Below are 14,804 nucleotides of genomic sequence, written 5' to 3' on the forward strand. Positions count from 1 at the left end.
CCAGTAGGGGAACCTGAGCGGCTCCGTGGCTCCGGGCGCCACTCCTTATGTATGCCACCTCGCGACCCATTGAAACTTTCCCGACGACCAAGCCTTTACCACCAGGAGTGGGTTCCCAGATGACCGAGACCACGACCCGCACCGCCCCGGACAGCGGCACCGAGGTGACGCTGCCGGTGCACACCGACCTGCTGCGGCTGGCCACCGCGGGCTCCGTCGACGACGGCAAGTCCACGCTGGTGGGTCGGCTGCTGCACGACACCAAGTCGGTGCTGGCCGACCAGCTGGACGCGGTGCACCGCGCCAGCGCGGACCGCGGACTGGCCACACCGGACCTGTCGCTGCTGGTCGACGGCCTGCGCGCGGAGCGCGAGCAGGGCATCACCATCGACGTGGCCTACCGCTACTTCGCCACGCCGAAGCGCACCTTCGTGCTCGCCGACACCCCCGGCCACGTGCAGTACACCCGCAACACGGTGACGGGCGCCTCGACCGCGCAGCTGGCGGTGCTGCTGGTCGACGCCCGCAACGGCGTCGTCGAGCAGACCCGGCGGCACGCGGCCGTGCTGGCGCTGCTGGGCGTGCCGCAGCTGGTGCTCGCGGTGAACAAGATCGACATGGTGGACTTCGACGAGGCGACCTTCACCCGCATCGCCGAGGAGTTCGCCACCCACGCCAAGGCGCTGGGCTACGCCGACGACGCCGTGGTGACCATCCCGGTGTCGGCGCTGCTGGGCGACAACGTGGTGGAGCGCTCGCAGAACACGCCCTGGTACTCCGGCCCCTCGCTGCTGGAGCACCTGGAGAGCGTGCCGGTCGCGCCGGACCCGCACGACGTGCCGTTCCGGATGCCGGTGCAGTACGTGATCCGGCCGCGCACCGCCGAGCACCCGGACTACCGCGGCTACGCCGGTCAGGTCGCCGCCGGTGTGGTGCAGGCCGGTGACGAGGTCGTCGTGCTACCCGCCGGGGTGCGCACCAAGGTGTCCCAGGTGGACACCGCCGATGGCGAGCGCGCCCAGGCCGCGGCCGGTCACTCGGTGACGCTGCTGCTGGAGGACGACGTCGACATCTCGCGCGGTGACCTGATCGCCGCCGCCGACACCGCCCCGGCGCTGACCGACGAGCTCGACGCCACGGTGTGCTGGCTGGCCGAGAAGGCGCTGAACCCGGGCGCGAAGGTGCTGGTCAAGCACGGTGCCCGCACGGTGCAGGCGATGGTGACCGAGCTGTCGGCGCGCTTCGACGAGCAGCAGCTGACCAGCGTCGCGTCCCCGGAGTCGTTGCAGCTCAACGAGATCGGGCGGGTGCAGCTGCGCACGTCCGAGCCGCTGCCGGTCGACGACTACTCCGACAGCCGCCGCAACGGGTCGTTCCTGGTGATCGACCCGGCCGACGGCACCACGCTGGCCGCTGGCCTGATCGGCGTGCCGCTCGCCCCGTTCGCCGAAGCGTCGCGATGACCACCGCGCCCCTGGTCGCCGTCGCGCACGGCAGCCGGGATCCGCGCTCCGCCGAGACGGTTCACCGGCTGCTGGGCGTGGTGCGCGCGCTTCGGCCGGAACTGGACGTGCGCGCGGCTTTCCTGGACCTGTCCCAGCCGCTGCTGGGTGACGTCCTGGACGCCGTGCGCGCCGACGGGCACCGGGAGGCCGTGGTCGTGCCGCTGCTGCTCGGCCACGCCTTCCACGCCCGCGTCGACGTGCCCGCCGCCGTCGCCGACGCGCAGCAGCGCCACCCGGACCTGCGGGTGCGCATCGGTGACGTGCTGGGCCCCGATCCGCGCCTGGACGCCGCCGCGTGGCGGCGACTGCTGGCCGCCGGCGCCGATCCGGACGATCCGGAGCTCGGCGTGCTGCTGGCGGGCGCGGGTTCCTCGCACGCCCCGGCCAACCGGCTGGTGGCCGACGTCGCTGCCCGCTGGCAGGCGCGCACCTCCTGGGCGGGCACGGTCGCGACCTTCGCCGCCGCTGCCGCGCCGGACGTGCCCGCCGCGATCGAGCTGCTGCGCGCCCGGGGTGCGCGGCGGATCGCCGTCGGGTCGTGGTTCCTGGCCCCGGGCCTGCTGCCGGACCGCATCATCGAGCTCGCCTCGGCGCACTCCGACTCCCCGCTGGTCGCCGGGCCGATGGCCGACGACCCGGGGGTGGCCGACCTGGTGCTGCACCGCTACGACCTGGCCTCGGTCGAGGTCCCGCTGCCCGCTCTGGCCTGAGCCGGAGCGCGGTGCGCCTCGCGCGCAACGGTTTGGCGAGAACTCGCCAACGGGATTCACCGGGACGACCTGGTCGGCATGATGTGATCTGTGCCGTTCACGTCAGGGTTGCGCGCGCAGGGGGTCAGTGCCCGATGAGCTCGATCCCGCACCTGATCGCGCGGGTGCGCCCTGAGTTCGCGCGCAGCGAGCAGGACAAGTCCTGCCACTTCTTCCCGCTGCCCAACGGCGACTCGCTGCCCGAAACCCTGCGCGCCTACTGCGGTTTCAGCATCGCACCCGGCCAGGCCGAAGCGCTGGAGGGTCCTGCGGGCATGCCGTGCCTGGGCTGTCTGATGGCCGCCGCGCTGTCCGACTGAGCGCCCGGCACCGGCCGAGTGAACCATTGCCGTCCCGGCCGACGTGTGATCCACCGGACCGCGCGCCGCTGAGTTTCACGCAGAGTTGTTCACTCAAAGACTACGATTCACCCCATGAGGTCATGAGAGAGTGCATGACGGCGTCTGGACGGGGTACCGGCAGCTCACCGTGCATCGTTCACCGCCAGGCCCGCGCGTTCGAGTGACCGTCGCTGTGGGGGCGATCAATGCAAGGCTGGACAGGGAGTCAGGGACAACAGGGCGAGATGAACACGCAGCAGCCGAGTCGACCGGTCATCACACCGGCTATGCGGGAACAGGCCAAGAAGCAGCCCAACACCTGGCTGTACGTGGTCGACCCGATCTTCACCGATCCCAACGCGGAGGTGCCGCCGTGGGGCTTCATCGGCGGGTACCGCGTCGACGAGCAAGGTGAGATCACCGACGACTTCTCCCCCAACCCGAACTACCGGCCGTCTCCCGTGGCGCTGCGGCTGCCCGCGCCGACCAACGACGTCGAGCGCGCCCTGCAGCTGACCACCACCGGATACGCCCAGGGCCAGGCGCTGCTGGCCGCGATGCTCGACTCCGAGCTGATCCTGTTCGCCCAGCCTCAGGGCAGCGGGCTGTTCACGATGGAGCACGAGTCGGGCCGCCGCCAGCTGCAGGTGTTCACCTCGGAGGGCTTCCTTCCGCCGAACTGGACGACCTGGCAGCGCATGACCGGCAGGCAGCTGGCCGCCAACCCGCTGGCCGGCATCGACCTGCAGATCAACCCCACCAGCCCGGTCAAGGCCCGGATGCCCGGTGAGGACCTGGTCAAGATCTCCGCCTCGGTCCCGCCGAAGCAGGTGGGCGCGCCGACCTCCCCGCCGGCCGGGACCCCGGTGCCCCCGGGCACCCCGGTGTCGCCGCCCGTCGGCACGCCGGTGCCCCCGCCTGCGGCTGCTGCGCCTGCCACTCCGGTGCCTGCCGCTGCTGCGCCCGCCGCGCCCGCGGCACCTGCGGCTCCCGCCCCGGCCGTGCCGGTCGGGCCCGCGACTCCCGCCGTTCCCACCGCCCCGGCTGCCCCGGCGGACCCGGCCGAGACCGAGTTCGGCCGCCGCTTCGTGGGGTCGATGCTGGCCGGCGCGATCGGTGACGCGCTGGGCGCGCCGGTGGAGTTCTACCCGATCGACCAGATCCGCAGCCGCTTCGGCGAGGACGGCGTCACCGAGTACGACCGCAGCGGCGAGCACCCGGGCGAGTTCACCGACGACACCCAGCTGACCCTGTTCACGCTGGAAGGCCTCATCCGCGCGCACAGCCTCGCGCGCAGCGGCGACTCCGCCGGTCCGCTGCCCGCGGTCCAGCTGGCCTACCAGCGCTGGCTGCACACCCAGGGCTACGCGTGGATGCGCTCGGCCGGACCGTTCGCCGCCAAGCACCCCAAGGCCAACGGCTGGCTGGTCGAGCAGTCCGACCTGTTCGCGGTCCGCTCGCCGAACAGCGGCTCCATCAGCGCGCTCCGGGAGTTCGCCTCGGTCGGGGCGCCGGGCACGTTCGAGCGGCCGATCAACGACTCCGACGACTGCGGCGGCGTGGTCCGCGCGGCTCCGGTCGCCCTGTGGTCAGACGACCCGCGCTCGGTCTTCGAGCTCGCGGCGGCCACCGCCGCGCTGACCCACTCCAAGCCGAACGCCTACCTGCCCGCCGGTGTGCTGGCGGTGCTGGTGCACCGGCTGCTGCACGAGGAAACCCTGACCGCAGCGCTCGAACAGGCCCGCGAACTGCTCCAGACCTACCGCGATCACGAGGACACCGACCGCGCGCTGCACGCCGCCGAAGAGCTCGCCAAGAAGGGCAAGCCCACTCCCGAGCAGCTCAAGGACGCGCTCGGCGGCGGCTGGGCCGGGCACGAGGCGCTGGCCATCGCGGTGTGCGCGGCGCTGAGCACCGACACCGTCGCCGACGCGCTGATGATCGCGATCAACCACTCCGGCGACAGCGACTCGACGGCCGCGATCTGCGGCAACATCGTGGGCGCCCGGCACGGCGCCGCCGCTCTGCCCGGGGTGTGGCTGCGCGACCTGCGGCAGCGCGAGATCGTGGAAACCCTCGCCAAGGACGGCCTGCTGGAGTTCCGCGGCACCCCGCCCGCCGGGGACGCCTGGGCGAAGCGCTACCCCGCCTCCGGCGACGTCTCCGACCTCGACTTCGCCTCCTCGCTGCCGCGCCCGGAGAGCGAACCGGCGCAGGACGAGCCCGAGAGCGCGGCGGAACCCGAGGAGGCGGCTGAACCCGAGGAAGCCGCTGGCCCCGAGGACGCGGCGGAACCTGAGGACGCTGCTGAGCCCGAGCCCGCCGTGGCCGCCCCGGAAGTCGAATCGGTGGTCTCCCCGCCGGAATCGGCCGCGCCGCCCCCGCCGTCCTCGCCGGAGGACCTGCGCACGCAGCGGATCCTGGGGATGCTGCTGGGCGCCGCCGCTGGTGACGCGCTCGGCTTCCCGATCGAAGCCGACTCGCTGGCCGAGATCCGCGCCAAGTACGGCGACTCCGGGCTCATCGACTACGTCGACGGCCACCGCCCCGCCGGGTCGATCAGCGACGAGACGCAGCTGACCGCATTCACCACCGAGGGCCTCATCCGGGCCGCGACCGCCCGCCGCCAGACCGGTTCGGCCGATCCGGCCGCGCACGTGCAGCAGGCCTACCAGCGCTGGCTGCACACCCAGGGCGTCGACTGGGCCGAGGCGGGTGGCAGCGGTGAGCAGCCCGACGGCTGGCTGATCGACCAGCGCGAGCTGTTCGACCGCCGCGTCCGGGGCATGACCACGATGCAGGCGCTGCGCGGCTACGCCGGCGGCCACCAGCAGGGTTCGCTGGACACCCCGCCGAACGACGCCGCCGACTGGGGCGCGGTGATGCGCGCCGCCCCGGCCGCGCTGTGGTCCGACGACCCGTCGGAGGTGTTCCGCGCCGGTGTGCGCACCGCGCTGCTGACCCACGGCCACGCCAGCGCCTACCTGCCCGCCGGTGCGCTGGCGCTGCTGGTGCACCAGCTGCTGGCCAACCGCTCGCTGCCGCAGGCCGTGGATCGCGCGCTCATCGAACTGTCCGAATGGGACGGTCACGAGGAGCCGATCACCGCGCTGCGCAAGGCCGTCGAGCTCGCCGCGACCGGCACGCCGACGCCGGAGCAGATCGAGGAGGCCTTCGGCACCGCGCACTCGGGAGCCCAGGTGCTGGCGATCGCGGTGTGCGCGGCGCTGACCCACCCGGAGTCGTTCCCGGAGGCGCTGGTGCTGGCCGCCAACCACTCCGGCGCCAGCGACTCCACCGCGTCGATCTGCGGCGGCATCATGGGCGCGGCGCACACCGCCAGCGCGATCCCGCAGCACTGGCGGGACAAGCTGGAGCTGCGCGAGACGCTGGAGTTCCTGGCCGCCGACGCCGACCTGGAGTTCGGGCCGAACCCGCCGTCCGGTCAGCTGTGGGCGGCGCGCTACCCGGTGGCCGAGGAAGAACCCGCCCCCGAGGAACCGGTCGCCGAGGTCGCAGAGACCGAGCCCGAAGCGGCTGAAGCCGAGGAGACCGAGCCCGAGACGACCGCTGCCGCCGAGGAGGCTCCCGCCGAGCCCGCGGCCGCGAAGGAGGAGTCCGACGACGACGGGCTCTCCGACGAGGAACTCCGGCTGCTGCTGGCCTGGCGCAAGTTCCGCGACAACGACGACGGCAGCAACAGCACCGATCTCACCCAGGGCCTGCACAAGCTCCTGGTGGAGGCCTTCGGCGAGGAGCGCGCCGCGCAACTCATCGGTGAGGCCGTCGCCGAGACCGAGGAAACCGGCGACGACGAACCCGAGCTCGCCGAGGAGGAGCAGGTCCGGCCCAGCCGCCGCGACCGCCTCACCGGTTGCGTGCTCGGCACCGCCGCCGGGGACGCGCTCGGCGCGCCCTGGATGTTCAGCGACCTGCTCACCACGCTGCGCGAGAACCCCGACGGCGTGCGCGAGCACGCCGAGCTGTTCGGCCGTCGCGGCACCGCCACCGCCTACACCCAGCAGACCGCGTTCGTGCTGGCCGGGCTCAACGGGGAGAACCCAGACCGGCCGTCGCTGGTGCGGGCCTCGCTGCGGGACTGGGTGCGCACCCAGGGCGGCCGCCCCACGCCGGACAGCGGCGGCAAGCTCGCCCAGCTGGAAGCCCTCCGCGCGCAGCGGTTCCCAGACGAGGCCACGCTGACCGCGGTGGCCCGCTGGGGCGATCGCAGCGAGAACCCGACGCCGGGCAACCCGCCGAACGACGCCCGCAACGCCGCCGCCACCGTGCGCGGCGCGGCGGTCGGCTTCGAGATGACCGACCCGGCGGAGGCGATCGCGCTGGGCATCGGCATCGGCGTGCTCACCCACGGCCACCCGGACGGCTACCTGCCCGCCGCGGCGCTCGCGGGCCTGGTGTGCGGGCTGGACGGCGGCCGGACGCTGATCGACTCGGTGCAGGTCGTGCTGGCCGAGCTCGACCAGATGGAGGGCTCCGAGAACACCACGCGAGGCCTGCGCGCGGCGGTGGAGATCGCCACCGGCGGCCCGGTGTCGCCGACGGTGCTGGAGTCCCTGGGCCTGGGCTGGCAGGCCCCGGAAGCCCTGGCCATCGCGGTCGCTGCGGCGCTGTCGCACCCGAACTCGGTGGGTGACGCGGTGTCGCTGGCGGCCACCCACGCGGGCAACAGCGCGGCGACCGCGGCGATCTGCGGCGCCCTGATGGGCACCGCGCGGGGCGCGGCCGAGCTGCCGCAGGAGTGGGTCGACCAGCTGGAGCTGCGGGAGGTCCTGGAGCGGTTGCTGGCCGAGGTGGACGTCTCCGAATCCGAGGCCGAGACGCCCGAACCCGCCGCCAACCACGCCGGATAGTCCGCAGTGGACACGAGCGGGCTGGACGAGGAGGAACGCGCGCTGCTGGCCGCCTGCCGACGCGACCCGGTGGAGCGCCGGCTGCTGGCCGTCTGGCGCGGCTGGGAGCACCGCCCCTCGTCCCGCCCGCTGTGGGCCGCTGAGCTGCAACAACGACTCGCCGTCGACTCGGGCGCCCCGGCAACCGGGTTGGCCGGTCGCAACGGCGCCCTGCCCGGCGCCTCGGCCCGGGTGCTGGGCATGCTGCTCGGCGGTGCCGTCGGCGAGCTCACCGCGCTCGGCCGCGTCGGCCAGCGCACCGGCGCGCTGCTGTTCGTGCTGGAAGGGCTGATCCGGGCGCACACCCAGCTGCGCTCGACCGGCTCCGGCGAGCCGACCTCCGGGGCGCAGGCGGCGTTGCGCCGCTGGCTGCACACCCGGGGCGTGCCGTGGCGCGACTGCGGCGGCGACTCGCCCCGGCCGAGCGGATTCCTCGCCGCCGAGCGGGGTTTGCACGACCAGGTCAGCGACGAACCCACGATGCTGACCGCGGTGGCCAAGGTCGTCGCCGGGCACCCGCAGGGCACCCGGCAGCACCCGATCAACGGTTCGGACACCGCCACCGCGGTCCCGCTCGGCGCGCTGGCCGCGCTGTGGTCGGGCGATCCGGGCGCGGTGTTCGCGCTCGGCGGTGACCTGGCCGCGCTCACCCACGGGCACCCGCACGGGCACAGCCCGGCCAGCGTGCTGGGCGCCACCACGCTGTGGCTGCTGCGCGGCAACGACCTGGAAACCGCCCTGCGGCAGGGGATCTCAGGATGGCAGCCGGGACGGACGACGCTCGGCGACGCGCTGCGGCTGGGCCTGCTCAGCCCTGCGGGGTCCCGGCCGGGGCTCGAGCACCTGGGCACCTGCCGCAGCGGACTGGGCGCGCTCGCCGTGGCCGCGCGGGTGGCGCTGGCCTGCGACGACGACTTCGGCGCGGCCATCGCCTCGGCAGCCGAGCACGACGGGGACGCCGCGAGCGCGGCGATGCTGTGCGGGCAGCTGCTCGGCGCGCTGCACGGCCCCACCGCGATCCCGGCCGAGCTGCTGGAGCGGCTGCCGATCATCGACGTGGTCGAGCGCCTGGGCCGGGACGCCGCAACGGAGTTCGGCCCCGAGCCGGACGAGTCCGCCGCGTGGGAGAACCACTACCCCGCCGACGATTCCACCGCCACCGCGAGCACCGCGTCCACATCGGACCACCGGACCGGGCTGAGCGACGTGCCCCGGCTGGCCGCCTCACGGGACCGGTTCCTCGGCGCGGTGCTGGGCTGCGCCGTCGGCGAGGCGATGGGCATGCCGATCGCCTCCGACAACTGGGACGAGATCCGCGCGCGCCACGGCGCCGACGGGCTCACCGAATACGTGCCCGCCGGGCACCCGTCCGGCCGCCTCGGCAGCGACACGCAGCTGCTGCTGTTCTCGGTGGAGGGCGTGCTGCGGGCCAACATCGCCCGCCGCACCGGCGACACCGACGACCCGATCCGGCACCTGCAGCACGCCTACCAGCGGTGGCTGCACACCCAGCACCTCAGCTGGCCGCGCGCCGCGGGCGAATTCCTGGACCGCGCACCGGAACCCGACGGCTGGCTGGTGCAGCAGCGCGCGCTGTTCCAGACCCGCAACCCGGGCCGCACCATGATGCGCACGCTGATCGCCTTCGCCAAGGGGCAGCAGCCGATGGGCACCCCGGACCAGCCGGTCAGCGACTCGGCGGGCAGCAGCGCGATCATGCGCGCGATCCCGGCCGCCCTGTGGTCCGACGACCCGTCGGAGGTCTTCGCGCTCGGCATGCGCAGCGCCGCGCTCACCCACGGCCACCCCACCGCCCTGCTCAGCGCCGGCGCCCTCGGCTTCCTGGTGTCCAGGCTGCTGATCGGCGAGCCCCTCGCCGACGCGGTCACCGGCGTCCTGGCCCAGCTCGCCCCGCACTCCGGGCACGACGAGGTGACGCGCAGGCTCACCGCCGCCAGGGACCTCGCGGGCGGCCGACTCGCACCGGAGGAACTCGAACGCGAGCTCGGCACCGCGGGCACGGCCGCCGAAGCCCTCGCGATCGGCCTCCACGCCGCCCTGGTCGCCGAAGGCGACTTCGACGCCGCGCTGCCGATCGCGGCCAACCACTCCGGCAACAGCGCCACCACCACGGCCGTCGCAGGAGCCCTCACGGCCGCGATCACCGGCGCTTCGAAGATCCCCCAGCGCTGGACCGCCGAGCTCGAACTCCACGACGTCATCGAGCAGCTCGCCCGGGACGCCGTCCAGGAGTTCGGCCCGCGCCCACCCGCCTCCTGGAACACCCGCTACCCGGCCACGTGACCGGATTTCAACGGAAGTCGTCCCCCTGATTTCCATTGAAATCGCGCACCCGACTTCCCTTGAAATCCGGTTCCCCGGCGCGTCGGGGGGTGCGGCTGGGTGTGGCGTCGGAGGTGTTGGGCTGGTTAACGTCTCGGTCATGGATGAGCTCGTGCACTTCGACGTGGCCGACGGGGTCGGGACGATCACCCTGGACTCGCCGCACAACCGCAACGCCCTGTCCGCCCAGCTCCGCCGGGAGCTCAAGGGGCACCTGGACGCCGCGATGGACGACGACGCGGTGCGCTTGATCGTCCTGGCGCACACCGGCAAGGTGTTCTGCGCGGGCATGGACCTCAAGGAATCGCGCTCGGCCGATTCCGACCAGCAGGGCGTCAACGAGTTCCCCGCACTGCTGGAGCAGATCTGGACCAGCCCGAAGCCGGTCGTCGCGAAGCTGGCAGGCCCGGCCCGCGCCGGCGGTGTGGGTCTCGTCGCGGCCTGCGACATCGCGGTGGCGGCCGAGACCGCCACCTTCGCCTTCACCGAGGTCCGCATCGGCGTGGTCCCGGCGGTGATCTCGGTGACCGTGCTCCCCCGGCTCCACTCCCGCCCGGCGCACGAGCTGTTCCTCACCGGCGAGACCTTCGACGGCAAGCGCGCAGCCGAGATCGGCCTGCTCAACTCGGCCGTTCCGGCCGAGGACCTCGATGCCGAGGTCCGGCGCTACACCGACATGCTCACGCTCGGCGGCCCCCACGCCCTGGCCGCCACCAAGGCGATGCTCAGCAGCCAGCGCCCGGACTCGATGAGCGAGGACTTCGCCGAGATGCTGCAGCTGTCGGCCAAGCACTTCGCGGGCGAGGAGGGCCAGGAGGGCATCACGGCCTTCGCCGAGAAGCGCAAGCCCCGCTGGGTCCCGGAAGCCCTCAGATGAGCGGTGGGGGGGGGGGGGGGGGGGGGGGCCCCCCCCCCCCCCCACCACCTGCATCCAGTATTACGAGCGGCTGATCACGACCGGGTGAGGACCGCCGTGAAGCGGCGACCGCACATGGGGCGCTCGGCCGCGTCGCGCAGCACCGAGTTGATGCCGTTGAAGGCCTTCGGGTCGTGGTCGGCCAAGTCCTGGAAGCCGGACCAGACCAGCACGTGCTCCCCTTCGGGCAGCCACGACAGGTCGGTCAGGCAGTCGAAGAGCGAGTCCAGGTTGCGGCCCGCCCACTCCGGGAAGTCCAGGACCGCTGCGATGCCGTCGAGCGCGGTGCGCTTGCTCGTCAGATCGGTGCCGTCGAGGACGTGCGCGGTGGCGCCGCGCTCCTCGGCGGCGGCGACGGCTTCGCGCGTCGTGACGTCTGCGGTCGGCTGCTCACTCACCGGCTGCTCCTTCCGCAACCTGCTGGCCAGTTTCGTCCCGAACATGGCACTCAACCCGCCGTATCCACAACCACGAACGACCCGTAGTGATCACCCGTGTAGTACACCTCTTCCTGGCTGCCGGTGACCAGTCGGCGCGCCCCGCGGTCCTTCGATCCGGGCGTGGGCACGGTGTACTCGCGGTAGTAGCCGGACTTCTGCTCAGGCAGTTCGCCTTCGCGGTTGCCGAACGCCGAACCGTCCTTGCCCGGGTACGGGAACGGGCCGCCCTTGACGATCAGCTGGTACGTCTTGCCCGCCTCCGGCGGCAGCTTCGACAGCTGCTGCACCTGCAGGCCCGACTGGCTGGCACCGGGCACCTCGGTGCTCGGCGAGTCGGCGACGACGTCCTTGCCGAACCAGCCCAGCACGACCAGGGCGACCAGCCCGATCAACGCCGATGAAATGCGCTTGCGCGAGCTCACGCCGTTCTTCCCCTCCGCCCGGTCTTCTCCCCGTCGCTGCCGCCGACCGGCGGTTCGGCGTCGTTCGCGCGGGTGAACTTGGCGCCGATGCCGTCCACCGCGCGGTCGACGACTCGCGCCACCCCCCAGCACAACGGCACCAGGACTGCGAGGACCAGGGCGACCTGCAGCGGGTAGACGAGCTGCACCAACCACAGCTCGACGCCGTCGTACCACTCGACCAGCGACTCCAACACAACGCGCAGCGTACGCGCGCTGCCACGACTCTTCGCAGACCCCCAGGACGCGGGTGTGGCGCCACGCCGAGCCAAAACGGTTGCACCGCGTGCCACGGTGGTGCCATCATGGCGTCATGGACCTCACGCCGCATGTCGACGAACTGCGCCGCGATCTGGCCGTCGCCGCCGAGGCCGGTGGTGACCAGGCGCGGGAGCTCGCCGAACGACTCACCGCACCGCTGGAATCGGCCGCCCGCCTGATGCTGTTCAACGCCCTGTCGGCGGCCGCCGACGAGATCACCAACGACCTCGCCCCCGGCTCGGTCGAGGTGCGGCTGCGCGGCGGCGAGCCCGGCTTCGTCGTGACGCCACCGGTCCACACCGAGGACGTCGAGGCGGACCCGACCCCGGCACCACCACCGGTGCCGGAGGCCGAGGACGGCGCCATGTCGCGGATCAACCTGCGGCTGCCGGAGTCCCTCAAGAACCGCGTCGAGGAGGCCGCCGCCGCGCAGCACCTGTCGGTCAACGCCTGGCTGGTGCGCGCCGCCGCAGCGGCGCTCGACGGAGAGCGACCACGGGCCAGGCCGCACGGCAAGGTCGGCCAGCACTTCACCGGCTGGGTGCGCTGAGGCGCTCCCACCCGCTACTCACCACACGTCTCCGACCAGCGGAGACGCGCACTCACCCCCTTTGGAGGGCACCGCTATGCCTGAATTCGACACTCCAGAGCCGATCGCGGCGACCGTCGAGCTCGCGTGGGGCACCGCGCGGATCGTGGCGACCGATGGCGCGCGCACCGTCGTCGAGGTCCGGCCCACCGACCCGGCGGCCAAGGGTGACGTGACCACCGCGGAGAACACCGACGTCTCCCTCGCCGGCGGCACCCTGCAGGTCAAGGGGCCGAAGGCGCGCGGGCTGTTCACCAAGCCCGGCTCCATCGAGATCACCGTGGAGCTGCCCGCGGGTTCCAGCCTCAACGGGCAGGCCGGCGCCGGGTCCTTCGAAACCGAGGGGCGGCTCGGCGACACCCGGATCAGGACCGCGATGGGCAGCATCGACGTCGACGAGACCGGTGCGCTGCGGGCCGACACCGCGGGCGGGCGCGTCACCGCCCGGCACGTGGCGGGCAACGCCGAGGTCAGCACCGGCACCGGCGAGGTCGAGCTGCACCGCATCGACGGCACCGCCACCGTCAAGAACTCCAACGGCGCCACGCGGATCGGCGAGGTCCGCGGCGCGCTGCGGCTCAAGGCCGCCAACGGCGACATCACCGTGCAGCGCTCGCTGGCCGACGTCGAAGCGCAGACCGCCAACGGCAGCGTCCGGATCGACGAGATCGTGCGCGGCTCGGCGCACCTGGCGACCTCGCTCGGCGACCTGCGGATCGGCATCCGGCCGGGCACCACCGCGTGGCTGGACCTCGACGCCAAGCACGGCCGCGTGCACAACGACATGGACCACGCCGACGAACCCGGTTCCGACGCCGAGACCGCCGAGGTGCGCGCCCGCACCGGCTTCGGCGACGTGACCGTCCGACGAGCGGCGATAGCGCGATGACCTCTCGGGCCGAGTAAGTGGGGCATCGACCCCGGGAAGTTCTGGATGCGCGGCCGGCGACCGGAAGCACCGGTGGGCCACGACGACGCGACCGGCGTGTGGCCGCGAGCTGCGCAGCCTGGTCAGCCGCGCGTTCACGCCGAAGGTCGTCACCGACCTCCAGCCGCGGATCGCGGCGCTGACCGAAGAGCTGCTCGAACCGCTCGGTGACGAGTTCGACCTGGTCGCCGAGCGCGCCCACCCCCTGCCGGTGATCGTCATCGCCGAACTCCTCGGTGTGCCCGCGAGCGACCGCGCGCAGTTCCGCACCTGGGGTCCGGCCGGGGCATCCACTTCTGCCTGGGCGCACCGCTGGCCAGGCTGGAAGGCCGGATCGCCCTCGGCCTGCTGCTGGACCGCTTCCACCGGCTCAGCGCCGATCCGCAACGCCCACCGGCGTTCATGCGGTCGTTCGACATCAACGGCGTCAACGAACTCCCGCTGCTGACCGGCGTCAGGAGCCGGAGTGCTCGCGGATCGACTTGATGATGGCGCCGAAGTCCTGCCCGCCGCCGCCTTCCTCGTTGAAGCGCCGGTAGAGGTCGGTGGCGAGGCGCCCGATGGCCACGTCGGTGCCGGATTGCTCCGCCGCCGACACGGCGAGGTTGAGGTCCTTGAGCATCAGCGCCGCTGCGAAACCGGGCTCGTAGTCGTGGTTGGCGCGGCTGGTCTCCACCAGGTCCGGCACCGGGCAGTTGGTGGTCAGCGCCCAGCACTGGCCGGTGGACACCGACGCGACGTCGTAGAGCGCCTCGTGCGACAAGCCCAGCCGCTCGCCGAGCACGAACGCCTCGCCGACCGCGATCATCGACGCGCCCAGGATGAGGTTGTTGCACATCTTGGTGACCTGCCCGTTCCCGGGCCCACCGCAGTGGATCACCTTGCGCGACATGGGTTCCAGCACGCTCTCGGCCCGGTGGAAGTCGGCTTCCGAGCCGCCGACCATGAACGTCAGCGTCCCCGCCTCGGCACCGGCCGTGCCGCCCGAGACGGGGGCGTCGATGCTGCCGAAACCGGCCTCCTGCGCGCGCTCGTGCGCGGTGCGGGCGTCGGCGACGTCCACGGTGGAGGAATCGATCAGCAGCGCACCGGAGGCCGCGTTGGGCAGCACCTGGTCGTAGGCGTCCAGCAGGTGCTTGCCGCTGGGCAGCATGGTGATCACCGCTTCAGCCCCGGAGACGGCCTCGGCGATGGAGTTCACCGTGGTCACGCCGTTGTCGGCGGCGGTGGCCAGCGCGGCCGGGACGAGGTCGTAGCCCCGCACGGTGTGCCCGGCCTTGACGAGGTTCGCCGACATCGGACCGCCCATGTGACCGAGCCCGATGAAACCGATGACAGCCATTGTCACAACCCTTCTGCTC

At 72.9% G+C, this 14,804-nt stretch carries 12 protein-coding genes; 8 read left to right on the forward strand and 4 right to left on the reverse strand.

Going from position 1 to position 14,804, the window contains the following annotated elements:
* The first annotated feature begins 119 nt into the window (after nucleotides 1–119).
* From R4I43_RS10890 to R4I43_RS10915, 6 genes are all read left to right on the forward strand, one after another.
* A complete protein-coding gene (locus R4I43_RS10890) occupies nucleotides 120–1,463 on the forward strand; it encodes a sulfate adenylyltransferase subunit 1 (RefSeq protein WP_324265452.1) in 1,344 nt (447 codons plus the stop codon).
* Nucleotides 1,460–2,215 (forward strand): sirohydrochlorin chelatase, encoded by a 756-nt coding sequence (locus tag R4I43_RS10895; RefSeq protein WP_324265453.1) that lies wholly within the window; start codon nucleotides 1,460–1,462, stop codon nucleotides 2,213–2,215. Before R4I43_RS10890 ends, R4I43_RS10895 begins: the two co-directional genes overlap by 4 nt.
* Before the next feature lie 134 nt (nucleotides 2,216–2,349).
* Complete coding sequence (locus R4I43_RS10900) at nucleotides 2,350–2,574, forward strand: hypothetical protein (RefSeq protein ID WP_324265454.1); 225 nt, start codon at nucleotides 2,350–2,352, stop codon at nucleotides 2,572–2,574.
* Nucleotides 2,575–2,882: 308 nt separating this feature from the next.
* On the forward strand, nucleotides 2,883–7,466 hold the full coding sequence (locus R4I43_RS10905) for a type VII secretion system-associated protein (RefSeq protein WP_324265455.1): 4,584 nt from the start codon (nucleotides 2,883–2,885) through the stop codon (nucleotides 7,464–7,466).
* 6 nt (nucleotides 7,467–7,472) lie between these two features.
* On the forward strand, nucleotides 7,473–9,809 hold the full coding sequence (locus tag R4I43_RS10910; protein ID WP_324265456.1) for an ADP-ribosylglycohydrolase family protein: 2,337 nt from the start codon (nucleotides 7,473–7,475) through the stop codon (nucleotides 9,807–9,809).
* A 139-nt stretch (nucleotides 9,810–9,948) separates the two neighbouring features.
* The gene (locus tag R4I43_RS10915) at nucleotides 9,949–10,725 is read left to right on the forward strand and encodes an enoyl-CoA hydratase family protein (RefSeq protein ID WP_324265457.1); all 777 of its coding nucleotides are present in this window, start codon (nucleotides 9,949–9,951) and stop codon (nucleotides 10,723–10,725) included.
* Nucleotides 10,726–10,799: 74 nt separating this feature from the next.
* Here the strand turns inward: R4I43_RS10915 and R4I43_RS10920 are convergent, their stop codons facing one another.
* From R4I43_RS10920 to R4I43_RS10930, 3 genes are read right to left on the reverse strand one after another with little or no spacing between them, the layout of a single operon-like run.
* Entirely contained in the window at nucleotides 10,800–11,207 is a 408-nt protein-coding gene (locus tag R4I43_RS10920; protein WP_324265458.1) for a barstar family protein, read from the reverse strand.
* A 5-nt stretch (nucleotides 11,208–11,212) separates the two neighbouring features.
* Nucleotides 11,213–11,626, reverse strand: a complete 414-nt coding sequence (locus tag R4I43_RS10925) for a ribonuclease domain-containing protein (protein WP_324265459.1) — start codon at nucleotides 11,624–11,626, stop codon at nucleotides 11,213–11,215.
* Nucleotides 11,623–11,862: a hypothetical protein gene (locus R4I43_RS10930; protein WP_324265460.1), complete on the reverse strand. Its 240-nt coding sequence runs from the start codon at nucleotides 11,860–11,862 to the stop codon at nucleotides 11,623–11,625. Before R4I43_RS10930 ends, R4I43_RS10925 begins: the two co-directional genes overlap by 4 nt.
* Before the next feature lie 116 nt (nucleotides 11,863–11,978).
* On the opposite strand from R4I43_RS10930, the gene R4I43_RS10935 reads away from it, so the two are divergent.
* Nucleotides 11,979–12,476 carry a toxin-antitoxin system HicB family antitoxin gene (locus R4I43_RS10935; protein WP_324265461.1) on the forward strand — a complete coding sequence of 166 codons (498 nt, stop codon included), beginning with the start codon at nucleotides 11,979–11,981 and terminating at the stop codon, nucleotides 12,474–12,476.
* Between the two features lie 76 nt (nucleotides 12,477–12,552).
* On the forward strand, nucleotides 12,553–13,404 hold the full coding sequence (locus R4I43_RS10940; RefSeq protein WP_324265462.1) for a DUF4097 family beta strand repeat-containing protein: 852 nt from the start codon (nucleotides 12,553–12,555) through the stop codon (nucleotides 13,402–13,404).
* 493 nt (nucleotides 13,405–13,897) lie between these two features.
* Here R4I43_RS10940 and mmsB read toward each other — a convergent pair whose 3' ends face one another.
* Complete coding sequence (gene mmsB / locus R4I43_RS10945; RefSeq protein ID WP_324265463.1) at nucleotides 13,898–14,785, reverse strand: 3-hydroxyisobutyrate dehydrogenase; 888 nt, start codon at nucleotides 14,783–14,785, stop codon at nucleotides 13,898–13,900.
* Nucleotides 14,786–14,804: the final 19 nt, after the last annotated feature.

This window comes from Saccharopolyspora mangrovi (assembly GCF_035320975.1).
Taxonomy (GTDB): Bacteria; Actinomycetota; Actinomycetes; order Mycobacteriales; family Pseudonocardiaceae; genus Saccharopolyspora; species Saccharopolyspora mangrovi.

Excerpts from the sequence above, each read along its gene's own strand:
- R4I43_RS10920 (WP_324265458.1), bottom strand. The coding sequence starts at position 11,207 with ATGTTCGGGACGAAACTGGCCAGCAGGTTGCGGAAGGAGCAGCCGGTG.
- R4I43_RS10895 (WP_324265453.1), top strand. The coding sequence starts at position 1,460 with ATGACCACCGCGCCCCTGGTCGCCGTCGCGCACGGCAGCCGGGATCCG.
- R4I43_RS10890 (WP_324265452.1), top strand. The coding sequence starts at position 120 with ATGACCGAGACCACGACCCGCACCGCCCCGGACAGCGGCACCGAGGTG.
- R4I43_RS10900 (WP_324265454.1), top strand. The coding sequence starts at position 2,350 with ATGAGCTCGATCCCGCACCTGATCGCGCGGGTGCGCCCTGAGTTCGCG.
- R4I43_RS10905 (WP_324265455.1), top strand. The coding sequence starts at position 2,883 with ATGCGGGAACAGGCCAAGAAGCAGCCCAACACCTGGCTGTACGTGGTC.
- R4I43_RS10915 (WP_324265457.1), top strand. The coding sequence starts at position 9,949 with ATGGATGAGCTCGTGCACTTCGACGTGGCCGACGGGGTCGGGACGATC.
- R4I43_RS10935 (WP_324265461.1), top strand. The coding sequence starts at position 11,979 with ATGGACCTCACGCCGCATGTCGACGAACTGCGCCGCGATCTGGCCGTC.
- R4I43_RS10940 (WP_324265462.1), top strand. The coding sequence starts at position 12,553 with ATGCCTGAATTCGACACTCCAGAGCCGATCGCGGCGACCGTCGAGCTC.
- mmsB (WP_324265463.1), bottom strand. The coding sequence starts at position 14,785 with ATGGCTGTCATCGGTTTCATCGGGCTCGGTCACATGGGCGGTCCGATG.